Below are 18,143 nucleotides of genomic sequence, written 5' to 3' on the forward strand. Positions count from 1 at the left end.
CGCCCTGCTCACCGCGATCCCCACGCTGATCGTCTACTTCGTGCTCCAGCGCCAGTTCGTCAGCGGCCTCACCCTCGGCGCCAACAAGGGCTGACACCCCCTCAAGTCAACTGTTCCTGCTACCTCCCGGAGCAACACCAGTGAGTACCGAACGCCGCCTTCGCCTGCCCGGAATCGCCTACGGCGGCGACTACAACCCCGAGCAGTGGCCCGAGGAGGTCTGGGCCGAGGACATGCTCCTCATGCGCGAGGCAGGCGTGACCATGGTCAGCGTGGGCATCTTCTCCTGGGCCCTGCTGGAACCCGCCGAGGGCGTGTACGACTTCTCCCACGTGGACAAGATCCTCGACCTGCTCCACGCGAACGGCATCGCCGCCGACCTCGCCACTCCGACGGCCGCCCCGCCCGCCTGGTTCTTCCGCGCCCACCCCGAGGCGCTGCCCGTCGACCGGGATGGCCGAAGCCTGTCGTACGGCAGCCGCCAGACGTTCTGCCCGTCCAGCCCTGCCTACCGGACCGCGGCGCTGCGCATCGCGGGCGAGATCGGTCGACGTTACGCCGACCACCCGGCGGTCGCCATGTGGCACGTGCACAACGAGTACGGCTGCCACAACGCCGCCTGTTACTGCGACACCAGTGCGGCCGCCTTCCGGCGCTGGCTGCGCGCCAGGTACGCAGACGACCTGGCGGCGTTCAACTACGCCTGGGGCACGGCCTTCTGGAGTCAGTGGTACTACGACTGGGACGAGATCCTGCCGCCCCGCGCCACCGGAGCCGACCCCAACCCGGCCCACCAGCTGGACTGGCGCCGCTTCTGCTCGGACGAACTGCTCTCGCTGTTCACCGCCGAACGCGACGTGCTTCGCCACGCCGCACCGGGCATCCCCGCCACCACCAACTTCATGGTGAACTTCAGCATCGAGGCACTGGACTACTGGCGCTGGGCCCCCGAGCTGGACATCGTCTCCAACGACCACTATCTGCGTTCCACCGACCCGGAGTCGGAGATCGACGTCGCTCTCTGCGGCGACCTGGTGCGCTCCATGGCGGGCGGACCCTGGCTGCTGATGGAGCACTCCACAGGTGCCGTCAACTGGCAGCCCGTCAACCGGGCCAAGCAGCCGGGCGAGATGCGCCGCAACGCCCTGGCTCACGTCGCGCGCGGCGCCGACGGCATCGCCTACTTCCAGTGGCGGGCCGCCAAGGCGGGTGCCGAGCAGTGGCACTCGGCGATGCTGCCGCACGCGGGCACGGACAGCCAGATCTGGCGGGACGTCGTCCGACTCGGCGCGGACCTGGACGCGTTGGCCGAGGTCCGCGGCAGTACGGTAGCGACAGACGTGGCCATCGTCTGGGACTGGAACGCCCGCTGGGCCCTGGAACTCCCCTCCCAGCCCAGTTCCGAACTCCGCTTCCAGGATCTTGTCCGAGACTGGTACACACCGCTGTGGCGCGCAGGCGTGGCCGTCGACTTCGTACGCCCCGACACGGATCTCTCCCCCTACCGCCTGGTCCTCGCCCCCAGCCTCTATCTGATCGACGACGCCGGCGCCGCCAACCTCACGTCCTTCGCCGAGCGCGGCGGCACCCTGGCCGTCGGCTTCCACAGCGGCGCGGTCGACGAGAACTGCCACGTCCGGCTCGGCGGATACCCCGGCGCGTTCCGGGACGCCCTCGGTGTGGTGACGGACGAACTCTTCCCGCTGCTCCCCGACGAGACCCGAGAACTCATGGGCCAGGTTCCCCAGAACGCCACCGCCACCTTGTGGTCCGAACGCGTCCGGCTCACCGGCGCCGAAGCCATCGCCACCTACAGCGACGGGCCACTGGCCGGCGTACCGGCCGTGACGAGGAACGCCCACGGCACCGGCACCGCCTGGTACCTGGCCACCCGACCCGACCCGGCCACGCTGGCGGCGCTGCTCGGCCGTATCCGGGAGGAGGCCGGCGTCCGTCCCGTCCTCGCCACCTCACCTGACGGCGTCGAGGCCGTTCGGCGCAGTGGGACCGACGCGGACTACCTGTTCCTGATCGACCACTCCGGAGCCGGCGCCGAAATCCCCGCCCGCGGTGTGGAACTCCTCACCGGCACATCCGTCCACGGATCGGTCACCGTTCCCGCCGGGGGCGTTGCAGTGGTGCGCGAGACGCGCTGAGTGCAGTCGCCCGGGCGGGACAAACCCCGCAGTGAGGTCGCGGGAGCCATTTTGTCGCTCAGGTTCCCCGAGAGGATCAAGCTGAGGCCGCAGCAGCTGAGCAGGGGCGGGCCGCCGATTCTCAAAAGGACCAGCGCGCGCCGGTCAGGCGGATTCCCGGACGCGGAGCAGGAGGTCGTCCCGGACGGGCGCGGCGGGGATCTCCTTTCCGGCCAGCGTGTCGACGACGCGGCGGGCCAGGCCCCGTGCGATGGCGTCGGTGTCGCGGACGACCGTGGTGAGCGGTGGGTGTGCCAGCGATGCGCCCGGGATGTCGTCGACGCCGATCACGGCCAGGTCCTGCGGAGCGCGCAGCCCGAGGTGGCTCAAGCCTGCGAGCACGGCGAGGGCGACATTGTCGTTGAACGCGCAGATGCCCGTGACCGGTGGGTCGGACGCCAGCCACGCCTTCACCACTTCGGCGGCGCCCGGCGCGTCCAGGGGTACCGTCCGGACATCCGGCTCCGGGAGATCCAGCTCGGCGCACACCTTGCGGACGCCGTCCAGTCGCGGCTGGGCCAGGACGTCGAGTCCCGGCAGATCGGGGTAGGCGTAGCCGAGCCGGCGATGGGGTGCGGCGAGGTGCCGTGCCTGCAGTGCGCCGATCGGCTGCTCGGACACCAGCGGAGGCCGGGGCTCACCCCGGAGCGACCCGTGCATCGCCATGACCACCTCGATCCCTGCCGCCCGCATCTCGTCGGCTTCCCGGTCGTCGAACTCCTGGAGGGCCAACACGGCCGCCGGGGTCATGGCCTTCCAGATGTCCCGCAGAGGGCGCGCGGGATGAGCTGACGAGTGCACCACGAAGGTCAGCCCGTTCTCGGCGAAGGTGTTGGTCAGCTGCTGGATGAGTCGTCCGATGACATGCTCGATCGGCCAGTCCGGCAGCAGGCCGAGCACGATCTCCGAGCGCCCGGTGCGCAGGGCCCGAGCCGCGGCCGAGGGTGAATAGCCGAGCCGGGCGGCGGCGTCCCACACCCGCTGTCGCGTGGCCTCGGGGATCTTCTGATGGGGAACGTCGTTGAGGACATAACTCACTGTCGCGCGGGAAACCCCGGCCTCCCGCGCGACATCCGCGCTGGTCACCCGCCTGCCGCCGGACACCCCGGTCACCCGCCGCCCTCAGTCGCACCTCTTGTCAAAGCCCACGGCCGCCGTTAGCTTACCCGCCAGATCACTTAACTGGCACGCGTAAGTGAGACGGGTGGGTACCTCTCGCCCGGAGCGGTAAAGCTCACTGCCTGGCCTCACCGTCGTCCGGACGACTCGCAGCCAGGCCGCCAGGTTTGTCAGCCCTTCCCGGTGCTCGTAGAGGAGGACTCGTGTCCGGCATCAAGGACGCCACGAGAAGCCCGTGGAAGACCGCGATCCTCGCGGGTATGGCCTCCTATCTGGACGCCGCGGCCCTGGTCACGTCGGGAATCGCCATCGGCGGCTACTATGCCGGGCCGCTCCAGCTCGGCGCCGGCACCATCGCATCCCTGCTCGGCCTGCAGACGCTGGCGTTCGCGGCCGGTGCGCTCTTCGGCGGCCGACTGGGCGACCGGTTCGGCCGCCGGAAGGTCTTCACCCTTTCCCTCGTCCTCTACGCCGCAGGCGTCCTGCTACTCCTCGTGGCTGGCGGACCTGCCCTGCTGTACGCCGGAGTCATCGCGACCGGTCTCGCCATCGGCGCGGACCTGCCCGTGTCGCTCGCGCTCGTCAACGAGGAGGCACCGCCGGGCAAGAAGGGCACCATGGTCGTGTTCTCCGGCATGCTGTGGCTCGCCGGCATCGTGGTCGTGCTGGGGCTGAGCTCCTTCATGGGGGCGCAGGGCATCCTCGGCGGCCGAATCCTCTTCGCCCACCTGCTGGTCGTGGCGGTTGTGGTGGTGCTGCTGCGTCTCACCCTCAGGGAGTCGGCCGAATGGGCGGCCGCCCGCAGGGCCGCCGACGCGCGTCCCACGGCGGTCTCGGAGACCAACGAGTTCAGTGGCGTCCGTGATCTCTTCCGGGCACCGACGGTCTACGCCCTGCTCGCCACCGGCCTGTACTACGCCACCTGGAACCTCGGTGCGAACACCCTCGGCCAGTTCGGCACCTTCCTGTGGACCGCGCTCGCCAACGGAGAGGTCGCCCAGTTCTCCCAGCTGACCCTCCTCGGACTGCCCATAGGTTTCCTCGCCGGCCTGCTGTTCATGCGGGTCGTCGACCGGCCCGCCAGGCATGCCTGGTTCGCCGCCGGAACCGCCCTCATCGTGATCGCCTGGCTGCTTCCCGCGCTGCTCGGTCCCAGTAGGTTCACCCTTGTCGCCGTCATGCTCATCTCCGGCCTCGGCAACTCATTCGCAGGCGAGTCCATCTACAAGGTCTGGTCCCAGGAGCTGTTCCCCACCCTGCTGCGGGCCACAGCCCAGGGTGTGACGATGGCTTTCACCCGGGCCGTCGCCGGATTTGCGGCGCTGGGCACGCCCGCTTTCGCGCTCGGCCACACCCAGCTGTTCTTCGGCCTGCTCCTCGCCCTGATGCTGGTCGCGGCGCTCATCGGTCTGGTCTGGGTGCCCCACCTGCCCAAGGCGGCCCTGTCGACCCAAAAGCCGATGGCACCGGTCACGCCCGCACCCGCGATACCCCGGCAGCCGGCTGCGTGATCCATCACGCGCGAAGCAACGGCGGCGCCTACGCCCCTGTCCGGGGTCGACGGCGTGCCTTCATCCAGGCTCGGGACGGGGGTTGTCCGTCTCCTTCCCCGACGGGGCCGCGCAAGCAGTGGGCTGGTCTGTTCCGCCGATCCGGGAGCCGGACGTGGCACGGCGCAGGCCACGTCCGCGTACCAGCTACCAGGAGGTCCCCGATGGTCATGACTCCACCCCCCTTCGACCCGGAGCTCGCCGCACATCTCGAGGCGATCCACGAAGCACTGCCCCCCACGATCACCCCGGACATGATTCCGGCCGGGCGGCAGATGAACGGTGGCTCGTTCGTGCCTCCGACGAACGAGGAGCTGGCCTGTGACGGTCTCTTCGAGGTCGAGGAGCGGGTCGTGCCCGGGCCGCCGGATGCGCCCGATGTCGCGCTGCTGATCTGCCGGCCCACGAGCGCGGCTGATCGACGCCCGATCGTCTACAGCATCCATGGTGGCGGCATGGTGGCGGGCAGCCACCGGTTGGGGACCCCGCTCGACTGGGCCGAGGAGCTCGGGTTGGTCGTGGTGTCAGTGGAGTACCGGCTCGCTCCCGAGCATCCGCACCCGGCCCCGGTGGAGGACTGTTACGCGGGCCTGCTGTGGACGGTCGAGCACGCCAAGGAGATCGGCGGCGATCCGGACCGCGTCATTCTCGCGGGCGGCAGCGCGGGAGGCGGACTCGCCGCGGCGGTGGCTCTGCTGGCCCGGGACCGGGGCGGCCCGCGCGTGATCGGGCAGGTGCTGATGTGCCCGATGCTCGACGACCGCAACGACACCCCGTCCGCCCACCAGATGGCGGGCCTGGGTGTGTGGGACCGCACGTCCAACGAGACCGGGTGGAGCGCGCTGCTGGGCGAGGCGCGCGGAACCGGCGATGTCTCGCCCTATGCCGCCCCAGCCCGCGCCGGGGATCTGTCGGGTCTGCCTCCGGCGTTCATCGACGTCGGCTCGGCCGAGACCTTTCGCGACGAGGACATCGCCTACGCGAGCCGCATCTGGCAGGCGGGCGGCGTCGCCGAACTGCATGTGTGGCCGGGCGGCTTCCACGGGTTCGACAGCCTGGTACCGCAGGCCGTCCTCTCGGTGGAGGCCCGCGAGGCCCGGATCCGCTGGCTGCGCCGACTGCTGGGCGAGTGAAGCGGGCGGGCGGCTGGACGCCGGTGCCCTTGATGGGCCGTCCGGGCCAGAGCGGCTACCGGCGAGTTCGCTGCTGTCCAGGGGCCCGCCTTCGCGGCCGGCGAACCAGTGCCGTCCTACGGCTCCGGTGGCATGGCCGGCGTGGGAAGGTCGAGAACGCGGGCGAGGGCAGCTGTGACGGCGGTGCAATGGCCGGGCAGGTGCCTTGCGGACCAATCGGCTGCCAGCGCCAGAAAGTCGGCCAGGTCGCGCTCGGCACCGGCGAGCAGGTCGCGGAGCTCGGCGACGGACAGTTCGATCACCGGGCTGTCGCTCTGCTCGGCGTCGACAGTGAGCCGGACGGTGTCGCCGAAGCGCTCCGCGACCGGTGACACGGGGTCGTGGCCGAAACGGAGCAGGCTGCCGCCGTCGACGAACTGGTACCAGTCGCGCCAGTCCTCCAGCCCATCACAGCAACCGGGCAGGAAGGTGACGCCTGTGGAGTGGTCGGTGACCCGCAGGCCGCCGGCCGCGAAGAGGTTGTCGAATGTCAGCAGTCCGTGAAGGAACGAGTCAAGTGCGGCGGCAGGCCGCGGTGGCCGATCGCCGTCGGGGTCGATGTCATTGCAGCCGGCGATGCGCATCATGGCCGTCCCGACCTCGGCGGGCGAGAGCTCACCGCTGAGGGGCAGCCGGCCGAACGACTTGATCTCGGCGACAGGCCAGAGGTCGAAGCCGTCAGGTGCGTATATCTCCAGGACGGGATGCATCACGATCACCCGGCGAAGTGTTCCGCATCCCGGGCCCGTGCTGCCTCCCGATTACGCCAAGCCCCTCGTCCCCGGCCATGGGAGCCCGAGTGAGCCGCGTTCAACTGAATGGTTGAACGCGGCCTTCTCGTCCAGGTGTTGCCGGTCTATGCCCGGGGAGCGGCCGTGGTGCGGCGCGGTACCAGCGTGGGCGAGAGTTTGACCTGTACCGGTGTCTTCTGACGATCGGCGATCCGTTCGAGCAGGAGGCGCGCCGCGTTCGAGCCGATATCGTGCCCCGCCTGGTCGACGCTCGTCAGCGAGATGGGACCGAAGGCCGCGAAGGCCGTGTTGTCGTAACCGGCCAACGAGATGTCACCGGGAACGGACAGCCCGGCCTCGGTGACGGCCTCCAGCACCCCCATGGCGACGATGTCCGCGCCGGCGAAGACGGCCGTGGGCCGTCGAGGACGAGCCAGCAGCTGCCTGGCCCCCTCGTAGCCGCCCTGCTGGGTGTAGCTGGTGGAGACGACATCGATCTCCTCCGCGAGGCCGAGGGCCTGCATGGCGCGCCGATAGCCGTCCGCGCGCTGGGCGTTGGGCATCTCCGCGATGCGCGCCGCGTCGGTCTCGCGATGCTCGATGTGGGCGATCCGCCGGTGTCCCAGTGCGGCGAGATGGCCGACGACCAGGGACGCCCCCGCGACGTCGTCGTCCGTCACGGTGTCGTACACCGCGGAATGCCCATGGCGGCCGACGACCACGGTCGGTACGGCGGAGGCGATGCGTTCGATACGGGAGCGCGATGACACGGGTGCGATCAGGACGATGCCGTCCATCCCGCGGTCGATCATGGCGTCGGTGACGCGTGCTTCCGCCTTCTCGTTGTTGCAGCCGCCGGGCCCCAGGAAGACCTGGTAGTCGGTGTCCGCCAGGTGGTCGGTGATCCCGTCGAGGATCTCGGGGAAGAAGGGGTTGCGGATGTCGGGCAGCATCACGCCGATGGTGTACGTCTGGCCGCGCAGGCCCCGGGCGGCCGCGAGGGGCCGGTATCCCAGGTCGTCGATGGCCCGACGTACCTTCGCGCGCATCTCGGGGCTGGCTCCGTAGGCGTTGCGCAGCACCTTCGAGACGGCGGTGGTGGACACCTGGGCGTGCCGTGCGACATCGACGATGGTGACACGGCGCTGCGGTGCTGGCGGCTCCATCCGGCGCCCTTTCCGATGATGGGGAACGTTGTCGAGGGAGTGTACGAGTGGACGCCCCGGCGAGGGTAGCCACGACTTCTGTCCGCGTCTGCTCGCGAGGCTCCTCACAGCCCAGGTCGCGTAACACGGGTCCAGCTTGTGCGGCATCTTGACGTCACGGTGGAGGCTCTTTAGGGTCTGGCAACACCCCGTGGGAAACGTTACCCAAATTGGCCTCCGGTGGCGGGTCGCCGACGCCGGACTTCACCTCACCGCGTGCCGGCAGCCGATACCGCTCCCGCTTCTGCGTCGAGCTGACCGAGCCTGCCCCGGCGACTGTGTGAAACGTTTCAAGGAAGTAGGTCCACCCGTGATCCTCGCTCCGCACGACCGGCTTCCGGACCGCGGCCCACTCCCGGGTCCGGCCCCGGCGGCACGTGTCCGCCGGTCCCGCAACGCGCCGCCCTGGTGGTTCATGCTGCCGGCGCTGCTGCTGTTCGCCTTCGTCGTCCTGGTGCCGAGTGTCCGCGGCGTGTACTACGCGTTCACCGACTGGGACGGCCTGAGCCGCGACTTCTCCTTCGTCGGTCTCGGCAACTTCTCCGACATGCTCGCCGATGCCGACGCACGGCAGGCCGTCTGGCACACCCTGCTGATCGCCGTGGCGATCACGGTCGCACAGAACGCGGTGGGACTGGCGCTGGCCCTCGGCGTCAACTCGGCCATCAAGTCCCGGAACCTGCTCAGGGTGTTCCTGTTCGCCCCGGCGGTGGTCGCCCAGATCGTGACCGCCTACCTGTGGCGCAACCTGCTCGGCCCGGACGGCGCCGTGAACAGTCTTCTGGGCGTGGTCGGGCTCGGCGGCTGGCAGCAGGACTGGCTGGGAGATCCCGACCTCGCCCTCTGGGCCGTCGTCGGAGTCGTCGTGTGGCAGTACGCCGGATACTCCATGGTGATCTTCGTGGCCGGGCTCCAGTCGGTGCCCAAGGAGGTACACGAGGCCGCTGCGATGGACGGCGCCGGCCCGGTCCGGCGGTTCTGGTCGGTGACCAGGCCGCTGATGGCCCCCGCCCTCACCATCAATCTGATGCTGTCGATCATCGGCGGTATCAAACTCTTCGACCAGGTGTACGCCCTGACCGGCGGGGGGCCCGGCCACGCGACCGACACCCTGTCGACCCTCATCTACAAGGACGCCTTCACCCTCGGCGAGTTCGGCTACAGCATCGCCCTCGCGGTGGTCCTGACCATCATCGTGGCGGTCGCCTCCACGGGCCAGTACCTGCTGCTCTCCCGCAACGAGAAGGCCGCGTCATGAACCGCTACCGCCCCCGCACGCTCGCCCTGGAACTGGCGATGATCGCCGCCGCACTGTTCGTGGCCTTCCCGCTGTACGTCCTGGTCAACCTGGCCGTACGTCCGTCATCCGACACCTCCTCACCGATCCGGCCGACCAGCTCGCCGACCCTGGACAACTTCACCCAGGCCTGGCAACAGGGCTCGCTGGGCGGCGCGTTGGCCAACAGCCTGCTGGTGACGGTGTTCAGTGTCGCCGTCGTACTCGCCGTGTCCTCCCTGGCGGCGTATCCGCTGGCCCGGATCACGGCCCGTTGGTCGCGGGGCACGTATCTGCTCGTCCTGCTGGGGCTGGTGCTGCCCTTCCAGCTCGCCTCACTGCCGCTCTACCAGACGATGCGCGACCTGGGTCTGCTCGGCACCCCCTGGGCGCTGGTTCTCTTCCACTCCGGGCTGCAAGTGCCGTTCACGGTCTTCCTGTACGTCGGCTTCCTGCGCGCGCTGCCCCGTGACTTCGAGGATGCGGCCCTGATCGACGGCTGCACACCGCTGCAGGCCTTCCGGCGCGTGGTGCTGCCCATGCTGAAGCCCGTCACGGTGACGGCGCTGGTGCTCAACACGGTGGCCGTGTGGAACGACTTCTTCACCCCGCTGCTGTATCTGAGCGGCAGCGCCCAGCAGACCATGCCGGTCGCGATCGCCGGGTTCGTAGGGCAGTACGTCACCGACTGGAACCTCATCTTCGCCGCCCTGGTGATCAGCGTCCTGCCCGTCCTGATCGTCTACTTCCTGCTGCAGCGCAGCATCATCAACGGCTTCACGGGAGGGCTGCGGGGATGACCCCGGCTCCCGTCCTTCACCCCACGCCCACTGCCACTTCCCCGAGGGGGACAAGATGAAGACACGTACTCCCATGACTCTGGTCGCGGCCGTCACAGCCGCCGCTCTCCTGGCCGCCTGTAGCGGCGGCACGAAGGCGAACGACTCCGGGGGTGGCTCCCAGACCCTGACGCTGGCCTCGATCGACCAGGGCTCGGTCGAGGACGTCGTCAAGGCCTTCGAGAAGGCGAACCCGGGCGTCAAGGTCCGCTACACCACCAGCGGCGCCGACCAGTACCAGCAGCAGATCCGCACCCAACTCTCCTCAGGCACCGCACCCGATGTGATGTCGGTGTGGCCGGGCAACGGCAACCCCGCCGCCAACCAGGTCCTCGCCAAGCCGGGCTACCTGCGTGACCTCTCCGACCAGGCATGGGCGGCGAAGATGCCCGACGCGATCAAGAGCGTCGCCCAGTACGAGGGGAAGACGTACAACGCGATCTTCGGGCAGAACGGCATCGGCGCCGTCTACAACGAGCAGGCCATGGCCAAGGCCGGTCTCACCCCGCCGGACACCTGGACGAAGCTTCTGGACTTCTGCCGGGCGGCCAAGGCCAAGGGAACGCCCGCCTTCGCGCTGGGCATCCAGGACAACTGGGTGACCCAGCTGGTGCAATACGCCCTGGTCGCCACGACCGTCTACAGCCAGGACCGCGAATTCGTCCAGAAGATGCAGGCCGGACAGGCCACGTTCGCGAAGTCACCCTGGACGACCGCCCTGGGCAAGTACCTGACAATGGAGAAGAGCGGCTGCTTCCAGAAGAACCCGCTGGGCACCAACTACGAGTCCAGCCAGCAACTCGCCGCCACCGGGAAAACCCTGGGCATCATCCAGGGAAACTGGGTGATCGCCCTCCTCAAGGGAAAGAACCCGCAGGGCACCTTCACACTCAGGGCGCTTCCGGCGACCGATGATCCGTCCCGGACCATCATCCCGGCCGCGGCGGGCGCCGGCTACGGCGTCAACGCCAAGGCGAAGAACCCGGAACTGGCCCTGAGGTTCGTGGACTTCGTGATGTCGCCCGAGGGCATGAACCTCTTCGCCGAGAAGCAGGGCGGACTGCCCTCCCTCCCGGACACGGGCTTCGCGGCGGCCCCGTCGCTCACGGAGCTGTCGAAGTTCATCCAGGCGAACCGCACCGTGCCGTTCATGGACCAGCTCTGGCCCAACGCCAAGGTGCAGCAGACCATGCTCAGCGGCCTTCAGGAGATCTTCAGCGGGCAGTCGACACCGCGGACCGTCCTGAAGGAGATGGACACCGAGTACAGGACCGGCTCGTGAGTGTGGCGTCGCAACCGAAGGGAGGACGGTGTGAGTGATGCGGTACGTGACGCACAGGACCACGGGCCCGAGAACCAGGAGAGTGACGATGCCGGCAGACAATGGACGGGCCCCCGCCGCCGGACCGTGCTCGCGGCGACGGCCGTCGCGACCACGCAGGCCGTCCCGACCACGCAGGCCGGGCCGAAGCACCCTGGAGAGGACGGCGCGGTGTACGGACTGACCGTGGAACACCGCACCGATCCGCTGGGCGTGGACGCCGCGCAGCCCCGCTTCGGCTGGCGCATGCGGTCCGCCGGACGCGGGCGAGCCCAGGGCGCCTACGAGATCCACGTGGCCGGCTCGCCCGGCAAGCTGACCGGTGACCGCGCGAACGTCTGGAGCAGCGGCCGGGTCCGCTCCTCCGAGTCCGTGGCCGTCCGCTACGGCGGCAAGCCTCTCAAGGCATCGACCCGCTACTACTGGACCGTCACCGTCTGGGACACCGCGGGCCGCTGGATCGGCAGCGGCCCCGTGGCCTGGTTCGAGACGGGCCTGATGAGCACCGACGGCGTCACCGGCTGGGACGACGCGCAGTGGATCGGGATGCGGGGGAAGGGACCCAACTCGCCCGGCGCGCCGATGCTGCGCACGCAGGTACCACTGAAGGGCCGGGTTCGCGAAGCACGGCTGTACATCTCCGCGCTCGGAGTGTACGACGCCTTCGTCAGCGGCCACCGTGTGACCGTCCCGCAGGACGGCGAGACCACCCTCGAACTGCTGCCCCCGGGCTGGACCAACTACGACGCGCGTGTCAACTACCTCACCTACGACGTCACGCACCTCGTCGCCCGGGAGCCGGCCGTCACTCTTGCTGCCGTGCTCGGCAACGGCTGGTACAACGGCCGTGTCTCCGACGGCAGCACCTACTACTCCGAGAACGGCAACGCCCTGGCCCTCAAGGCCAAGCTGCTGATCCGCTACACCGACGGGACGACCCAGTCCGTCGTCACCCGGCCGGACGGCTCGTGGAAGGCCACCGACACCGGTCCCTACCGGGCCGACGACATCTACGACGGCCAGACCTACGACGCGCGCAGGGAACTGCCGGGCTGGACGTCGGTCGGCTTCGACGACACCGGCTGGTCGGACACCACACGCGTCCCCTTCGAGACCAAGTACCCGGATGCACAGCTCCTCGCCTACCCGGCCGAGACCGCCCGCCTGATGAGCCGCTGGGACCGCCGACCGCAGTCGATCACCGTGTTCACGGGAGCCACCGGGGAAGGCAAGGGCCGGATCGTCGTCGACCCCGACCGGACGGTGACCGACCCGCACAAGGCGCCCTCCACGCCGGTCACCATCGGCGCCGGGGACACCGCCCTCTTCGACCTGGGCCAGAACATGGTCGGCATCCCCCGCTACAGTCTGCGCGGCCCGGCGGGCGCCCAAGTCGTTTTCCGGTTCGGGGAGATGCTCAACGACAGCAGCGCCGGCGCGGACGGTCCCGAAGGCTCCCTCTACCGGGCCAACCTTCGCAGCGCCAAGGCGACCAGCACGTACATCCTCAAGGGCGACCGGCGCGGGGAGACCCACCAGGACTCCCTCACCTTCTACGGCTTTCGCTACGTGTCCGTCACCGCGGACGAAACAGTGACGGTCACCGGCCTGACCGGCAAGGTCGCCACCTCCGCGACCGAGGAGATCGGGACCGTCACCACGAACGACCCCGACACCAACCAGCTGATCAGCAACATCCGTTGGGGCCAGCGCGGAAACTACCTCTGGGTGCCCACCGACTGCCCACAGCGCGACGAACGCCTGGGCTGGACCGGCGACACACAGATCTTCGCCGCCACCGGCCTGTACAACGCCTCCGCCGGCCCCTTCCTCAGCCACTTCCAGGACACGACCGTCGACTCCCAGACCATCTACGGCATGGACAAGGCCCAGTTCACCGGGGTCGCACCGGGCGGTCGCTACAACTTCCCGGGGGGTGGAAGCGGTTGGGCGGACTCCGGCGTCATCCTGCCCTGGACCCTGTGGCAGATGACCGGCGACCCGGCCTTCGTCGAGCACAGCTGGCCGGCCATGACCCGCTACCTCGACTGGATCCGGCAGCAGACCGGCGACACCTACGCCGGCCAGGGCTCCCTCACCGGCGACTGGCTCGCCCCGCAGAAGACCAGCGCCCAGCTGATGAGCGACGTCTGCTACGGCTATGTCGCCCACCTCATGGCGAAGATGGCCCGAGCCATCGGCCGCCCGACCGAGGCGGTGACCTATGGACAGCTCTTCGCCGACATCAAGAAGGCGTTCGTCAAGAAGTACCTCAGCACCGAGGGCGGAACGGTCACCGTGAAGTCCAGCCTCGGCGAGGCGTCACCGATCGAACCGGGCGCGGATCCCGACGAGAAGACCGAGGACAACACGCAGTCAGCCCTGCTGTGGGTGCTGAAACTCGGCTTCTACGACACCGAGGCCCAACGCGGCACTCTGGTCGGCCTGTTGGCGGACAACATCGGCAACGACGCGGCCTACAAGGCGGCCCACCCGAAGAGCAGCCGCGTCAGATACGCCGAGAACACGCTGTCCGTCGGCTTCCTCGGCGTGAACGTCCTCGCCCCCGTCCTCACCGACGAGGGCCGCGCCGACCTGGCGTACGAACTGCTCCACCAGGACGCCATGCCGTCCTGGCTGTTCTCGGTGAAGAACGGTGCCACCACGGTCTGGGAGCGCTGGAACTCCTACTCCGAGACGGACGGCTTCGGCCCGGTCAGCATGAACTCCTTCAACCACTACGCCTACGGCGCGATCATGGAGTGGATGTACGCCTACATGGCCGGCATCGCGCCCGATCCGGCCGGCCCCGGCTTCAAGGACTTCGTCCTGCAACCGCACCTGGATCCGACCGGGAGGATCACGCACGTCAGGGGCTCGCACGAGTCGCCGTACGGCGAGATCCGCAGTGAGTGGAGGCTTGAGGACGGCGGCAAGACCCTCGCCTACGAGGTGACCGTTCCCGCGAACAGCCGGGCCACCCTGCGTGTCCCGGCTCTCTCCGCGGATTCCGTCCGAGAAGGGCGAACCCCGCTGGCTCGGGTGGACGGCGTGCGGCTGCTCGGGCACGCGGACAGCACGGCCTCGTTCCAGCTGCCGTCAGGCCACTATTCCCTGACGAGTACCGTGCGTTGACACCTCTGCCTGGCCCCGCCCGGTTCCGGTGGGCGGGGCCAGGACCGACCTCCAGAGCTCGGCCGACCCTCCGAGTAGGTCTTGAACGTGGCGCGGGACTCGGCACGGGCTCCGGCGCTCAGGCTCCGGCGGACGAGTCGCGCACCACCAGTTCGGGGGCGAACTCGACCTGAGGCGTCACCCGCCCGCCCCCTTCGCCGGCGGGGACACGCAGGGCGGCGATCTCGTCGAACAGCAGCTGCGCCGCGGCTGCTCCCAGTTGTGCGTGCGGCGTTCGCACCGTGCTCAGGGGAACGATCGTCGACTGGGCGAACTCGATGTCGTCATAGCCCACCACCGCGATGTCCTCGGGGACGCGGATCTTCCGGCCCGCCACGAAGGACTGGATGATGCCGATGGCCAGCAGGTCGTTGACACAGAAGAGCGCATCGGGCCGGTCGGCGGCAGCGCGGTCGGCCAGGCGGTTGGCGCAGGCGATGCCGGCTTCCACGGTTCGTTCGGGGACGGAGATGAGCTCCAGGGTGGCGTCAGGCACCTCCTCGATCACGGACAGCGCCCCGCGCTGACGGTCGGCGATCTGCTGGAGATCCAGGGAGGAGGTGACGAACCCGATCCTGCGGCGGCCGAGTCCGACGAGGTGGCGGACCGCGAGCCGGGCACCGGCGACATGATCGATGGACACGGACGCCTGGGAGGGGGAGACCGCCCGCCGGGCACTCAGAACGCTGGCGACTCCGCGTCGGCGCAGGCGTGCCAGTTCGTCCTCCACCTCGCCGACCGGCGCGATGATGATCCCCGCCACCCGCTGCTGCTCGAACAGCTGGAGGTACTCACGCTCACGCTGTCGCGAACCGGCGTCATTGGCCATCAGCAGATACATGCCCTCGGCGGACACGCGTTGCTCGATGGCGGTGGCGATCTCCGGCGTGGTGGCGCTGGCGAGTTCGAACGCCACGTAGCCGATGACCGGACTCGCCCCGGTGCGCAGCATGCGCGCGGCGTCGTTGGGCACGAACCCGAGCGTCTCCACCGCTTGGCGAATCCGCTCCCTGGTGGCGTCCGAAAGCTTGCGAGGCTTGTGGAAGTAGTTGGACACCGTGGACTGGGACACCCGTGCGGCCTCGGCGACGTCCCGAATCGTGACCTTGTTCAGCGGTCCTCCCGGCTCTGCTCATGCTCTGCGGTCATCGTGGGCGCACGGGTCCTTGACGTCACACGACCGCGACTCCAGGGTCTGGCGCACATCGTGGAAAACGTTACCCAACTGGCCTGGCGAACCGCGGAGCCGCTCAAGATCGTCGATGCGCTGCGGCCCGTCAGCTTGAAGCAGCCGCAACCCGGCGTCTGGGGTCTTCGACCAACGACGCCTTCTACAACTTCGAGCTGCGCATCGAGGTGCCCCCCAACACCACGGCGGAGGTCGACCACGAGCCAGGGGGTGAGCGGGAGCGGAGCGGGCAGTCAAGGCAGTGCCTGCTCCGCCCAGATCGTCTTGCCGGTCGCTGTGTGCCGCGTGCCCCAGCTGGTGGTGAGCTGGGCGACCAGCAGCAGCCCACGGCCGCCCTCGTCGAACGTGCGGGCCCGGCGCAGGTGAGGTGATGTGGAGTTGCTGTCGGAGACCTCACAGATGAGGGTCCGGTCGTGGATGAGACGTAGCTGGATCGGCTCGGCGCCGTAGCGGATGGCGTTGGTGACGAGCTCGCTCACCACGAGTTCGGTGACGAACGCGGTCTCTTCGAGGCCCCACGCCTCCAGTTGGGTCAAGGCGAGCCGACGAGCCTCGGCCACCCGCTCCACGTCGGCGGTCAGGTCCCACACCTGGACCTGACCGGCGTCCAGCGCTCTCGTGCGCGCGAGGACGAGGGCCACGTCGTCGCGGGGGTGCTCCGGCAGCAACGCGCCGAGGACCGCGTCGCAGCCGCTCTCCAGCGCGGTGGCGGAGGACGCGAGCACCTCACGCAGCTGAGCGATCCCGGTGTCCGGGTCGTGGTCGGCGGCCTCCACCAGACCGTCCGTGTACAGCGCGACGAGCGTGCCCGCCGGCAGTTCGGCCTCGGTGGCCTCGAAGGGCAGACCCCCCACACCGAGGACGGGGCCGGCGTTGACGTCGAGGACGCGGGCGGTGCCTCCGGGCTCCAGGACCACGGGCGGCGGGTGCCCGGCGCTGGCGGTGGTGAGCGTGCGCGACACCGGGTCGTAGACGGCATACAGGCAGGTCGCGCCGATCGCGCCGGACCCGTCGGCCCCGGTGCGATCGCCGATGTCGTCGTCGGCGGTCACCCGAAGTACCAGGTCGTCCAGGTGCGCGAGGAGTTCGTCGGGCGGAAGGTCGACGTCGGCCAGGGTCTGGACGGCCGTACGCAGTCGGCCCATGGTCGCCGACGCCTGGATGCCGTGGCCGACCACGTCACCGACCACGAGACCGACGCGCGCGCCGGAGAGGGGAATGATGTCGAACCAGTCACCGCCGACGCCGGCACGTGCGTCGGCGGGCAGATACCGGCAGGCGACGTCCACGGCGGACTGCCGGACCGAGCCGCGCGGCAGCAGACTGCGCTGGAGAGTCAGCGCGGTGGTGCGCTCACGGGTGTAACGGCGGGCGTTGTCCACGCACAGGGCCGCCCGCCCGGTGAGTTCCTTGGCCAGTGTGGCGTCGTCCTGGTTGAACGGGTCCGGCCTGGTGCGCAGAAGGGTCGCGACGCCCAGGGTCGTGCCGCGCGCGATGAGCGGGACCGCGAGAAGCGATGTGACGGTCACGCCCCGTGCCCTGCCTTCGCGCAGCTTCGCGGCCCGTGCGGGCACGGCCTGCAACCAGTGTTCGAGGTCCGGGTCGCTGCCGGCGCTGAGTACCGCCTGCCCGGTGCGTAGCGCCCGCACGAGCGGTGAGTGCGGCGGGTAGCGGTCCGTTCCACCCAGTTCGATCACGGCTTCCGGCGTGCCGGATTCGAGCGACAGGTGGGCGACGCGGCGCAGTGTGACGAGGTCGGCCCAGCCGTCGACCGACGTGGGCTCGTCGCCCTCCATCACCGGCTGGAACAGGTCCACGCTGGCGAAGTCGGCGAACCGTGGTACCACGAGGTCGACGAGTTCCTGCGCGGTACGGGTGAGGTCGAGGTTCCTGCCGATGCCGACCGCCGCCTCGTCGAGCACCGCGAGGCGCTGTCGCGCCCAGTGCTGCTCGCTGCTGTCGAAGGCGGCCATGCCCACCGCGCACACGTCACCCGCGGCGCCACGGATGGGCCAGAGTTTCACGTTCCAGGCGTGCTCCCGGATGCCGGACGGGGCCCTGGTGAAGCTCTCGTAGTAGGCAGGCTTGCCGGTCGCGGCCACGTCCCGCAGTGCCTGAAGCATGCCCTGCTGATCCACGTCCGCTGGAACGCCGTAGGGGTAGATCTGGTCGCGCAGCGCGTCTTCCTCGACCCCCATGACCAGGCAGGACTCGTCGTTGAGCCTGAGGTAGCGCTGGTCCGTACCGAAGATCGACATCGAGAAGGTCGCCTGGCGAAAGGCCTGCTCCACCAGCGCACGGTCATGGTCCTCACGCGCGGGCTCCATGTGCTCAGTGTGCTCCGGCACTCACAGCGCAACAAGCGAGCACCC

Annotated in this window: 12 protein-coding genes and 1 pseudogene; 8 read left to right on the plus strand and 5 right to left on the minus strand. The window is 69.5% G+C overall.

Features of this window, described 5'->3' with window-relative positions:
* Together ACFU95_RS35120 and ACFU95_RS35125 are read left to right on the plus strand one after the other, a co-directional pair.
* Positions 1–94: pseudogene (locus ACFU95_RS35120) on the plus strand (carbohydrate ABC transporter permease); the annotation flags it as partial.
* Between the two features lie 46 nt (positions 95–140).
* Complete coding sequence (locus ACFU95_RS35125; RefSeq protein ID WP_383836421.1) at positions 141–2,156, plus strand: beta-galactosidase; 2,016 nt, start codon at positions 141–143, stop codon at positions 2,154–2,156.
* A gap of 144 nt (positions 2,157–2,300) precedes the next feature.
* Here the strand turns inward: ACFU95_RS35125 and ACFU95_RS35130 are convergent, their stop codons facing one another.
* The gene (locus ACFU95_RS35130; protein WP_383836424.1) at positions 2,301–3,308 is read right to left on the minus strand and encodes a LacI family DNA-binding transcriptional regulator; all 1,008 of its coding nucleotides are present in this window, start codon (positions 3,306–3,308) and stop codon (positions 2,301–2,303) included.
* A gap of 209 nt (positions 3,309–3,517) precedes the next feature.
* Between ACFU95_RS35130 and ACFU95_RS35135 the strand changes: the two genes are divergently transcribed.
* Together ACFU95_RS35135 and ACFU95_RS35140 are read left to right on the plus strand one after the other, a co-directional pair.
* Positions 3,518–4,825 (plus strand): MFS transporter, encoded by a 1,308-nt coding sequence (locus ACFU95_RS35135; RefSeq protein WP_383836427.1) that lies wholly within the window; start codon positions 3,518–3,520, stop codon positions 4,823–4,825.
* Between the two features lie 203 nt (positions 4,826–5,028).
* Positions 5,029–5,997 carry an alpha/beta hydrolase gene (locus ACFU95_RS35140; protein ID WP_383836430.1) on the plus strand — a complete coding sequence of 323 codons (969 nt, stop codon included), beginning with the start codon at positions 5,029–5,031 and terminating at the stop codon, positions 5,995–5,997.
* 116 nt (positions 5,998–6,113) lie between these two features.
* Here the strand turns inward: ACFU95_RS35140 and ACFU95_RS35145 are convergent, their stop codons facing one another.
* Positions 6,114–6,755 carry a hypothetical protein gene (locus tag ACFU95_RS35145; RefSeq protein ID WP_383836433.1) on the minus strand — a complete coding sequence of 214 codons (642 nt, stop codon included), beginning with the start codon at positions 6,753–6,755 and terminating at the stop codon, positions 6,114–6,116.
* Between the two features lie 137 nt (positions 6,756–6,892).
* Positions 6,893–7,933: a LacI family DNA-binding transcriptional regulator gene (locus ACFU95_RS35150; RefSeq protein ID WP_383836436.1), complete on the minus strand. Its 1,041-nt coding sequence runs from the start codon at positions 7,931–7,933 to the stop codon at positions 6,893–6,895.
* A gap of 349 nt (positions 7,934–8,282) precedes the next feature.
* On the opposite strand from ACFU95_RS35150, the gene ACFU95_RS35155 reads away from it, so the two are divergent.
* The 4 genes from ACFU95_RS35155 (at position 8,283) to ACFU95_RS35170 (ending at position 14,543) form a co-directional block, all read left to right on the plus strand.
* Complete coding sequence (locus ACFU95_RS35155; protein WP_383836439.1) at positions 8,283–9,230, plus strand: carbohydrate ABC transporter permease; 948 nt, start codon at positions 8,283–8,285, stop codon at positions 9,228–9,230.
* The gene (locus tag ACFU95_RS35160) at positions 9,227–10,048 is read left to right on the plus strand and encodes a carbohydrate ABC transporter permease (protein ID WP_383836442.1); all 822 of its coding nucleotides are present in this window, start codon (positions 9,227–9,229) and stop codon (positions 10,046–10,048) included. Before ACFU95_RS35155 ends, ACFU95_RS35160 begins: the two co-directional genes overlap by 4 nt.
* A gap of 55 nt (positions 10,049–10,103) precedes the next feature.
* A complete protein-coding gene (locus ACFU95_RS35165) occupies positions 10,104–11,369 on the plus strand; it encodes an ABC transporter substrate-binding protein (protein WP_383836445.1) in 1,266 nt (421 codons plus the stop codon).
* 126 nt (positions 11,370–11,495) lie between these two features.
* Entirely contained in the window at positions 11,496–14,543 is a 3,048-nt protein-coding gene (locus ACFU95_RS35170) for a family 78 glycoside hydrolase catalytic domain (protein ID WP_383836588.1), read from the plus strand.
* A gap of 118 nt (positions 14,544–14,661) precedes the next feature.
* Here the strand turns inward: ACFU95_RS35170 and ACFU95_RS35175 are convergent, their stop codons facing one another.
* Complete coding sequence (locus ACFU95_RS35175) at positions 14,662–15,696, minus strand: LacI family DNA-binding transcriptional regulator (protein ID WP_383836591.1); 1,035 nt, start codon at positions 15,694–15,696, stop codon at positions 14,662–14,664.
* A 308-nt stretch (positions 15,697–16,004) separates the two neighbouring features.
* The gene (locus ACFU95_RS35180; RefSeq protein ID WP_383836448.1) at positions 16,005–18,098 is read right to left on the minus strand and encodes a SpoIIE family protein phosphatase; all 2,094 of its coding nucleotides are present in this window, start codon (positions 18,096–18,098) and stop codon (positions 16,005–16,007) included.
* Positions 18,099–18,143 lie beyond the last annotated feature (45 nt).

Origin of the sequence: Streptomyces sp. NPDC057623, from assembly GCF_042800355.1 — a bacterium.
In the GTDB taxonomy this organism is placed as follows: domain Bacteria; phylum Actinomycetota; class Actinomycetes; order Streptomycetales; family Streptomycetaceae; genus Streptomyces.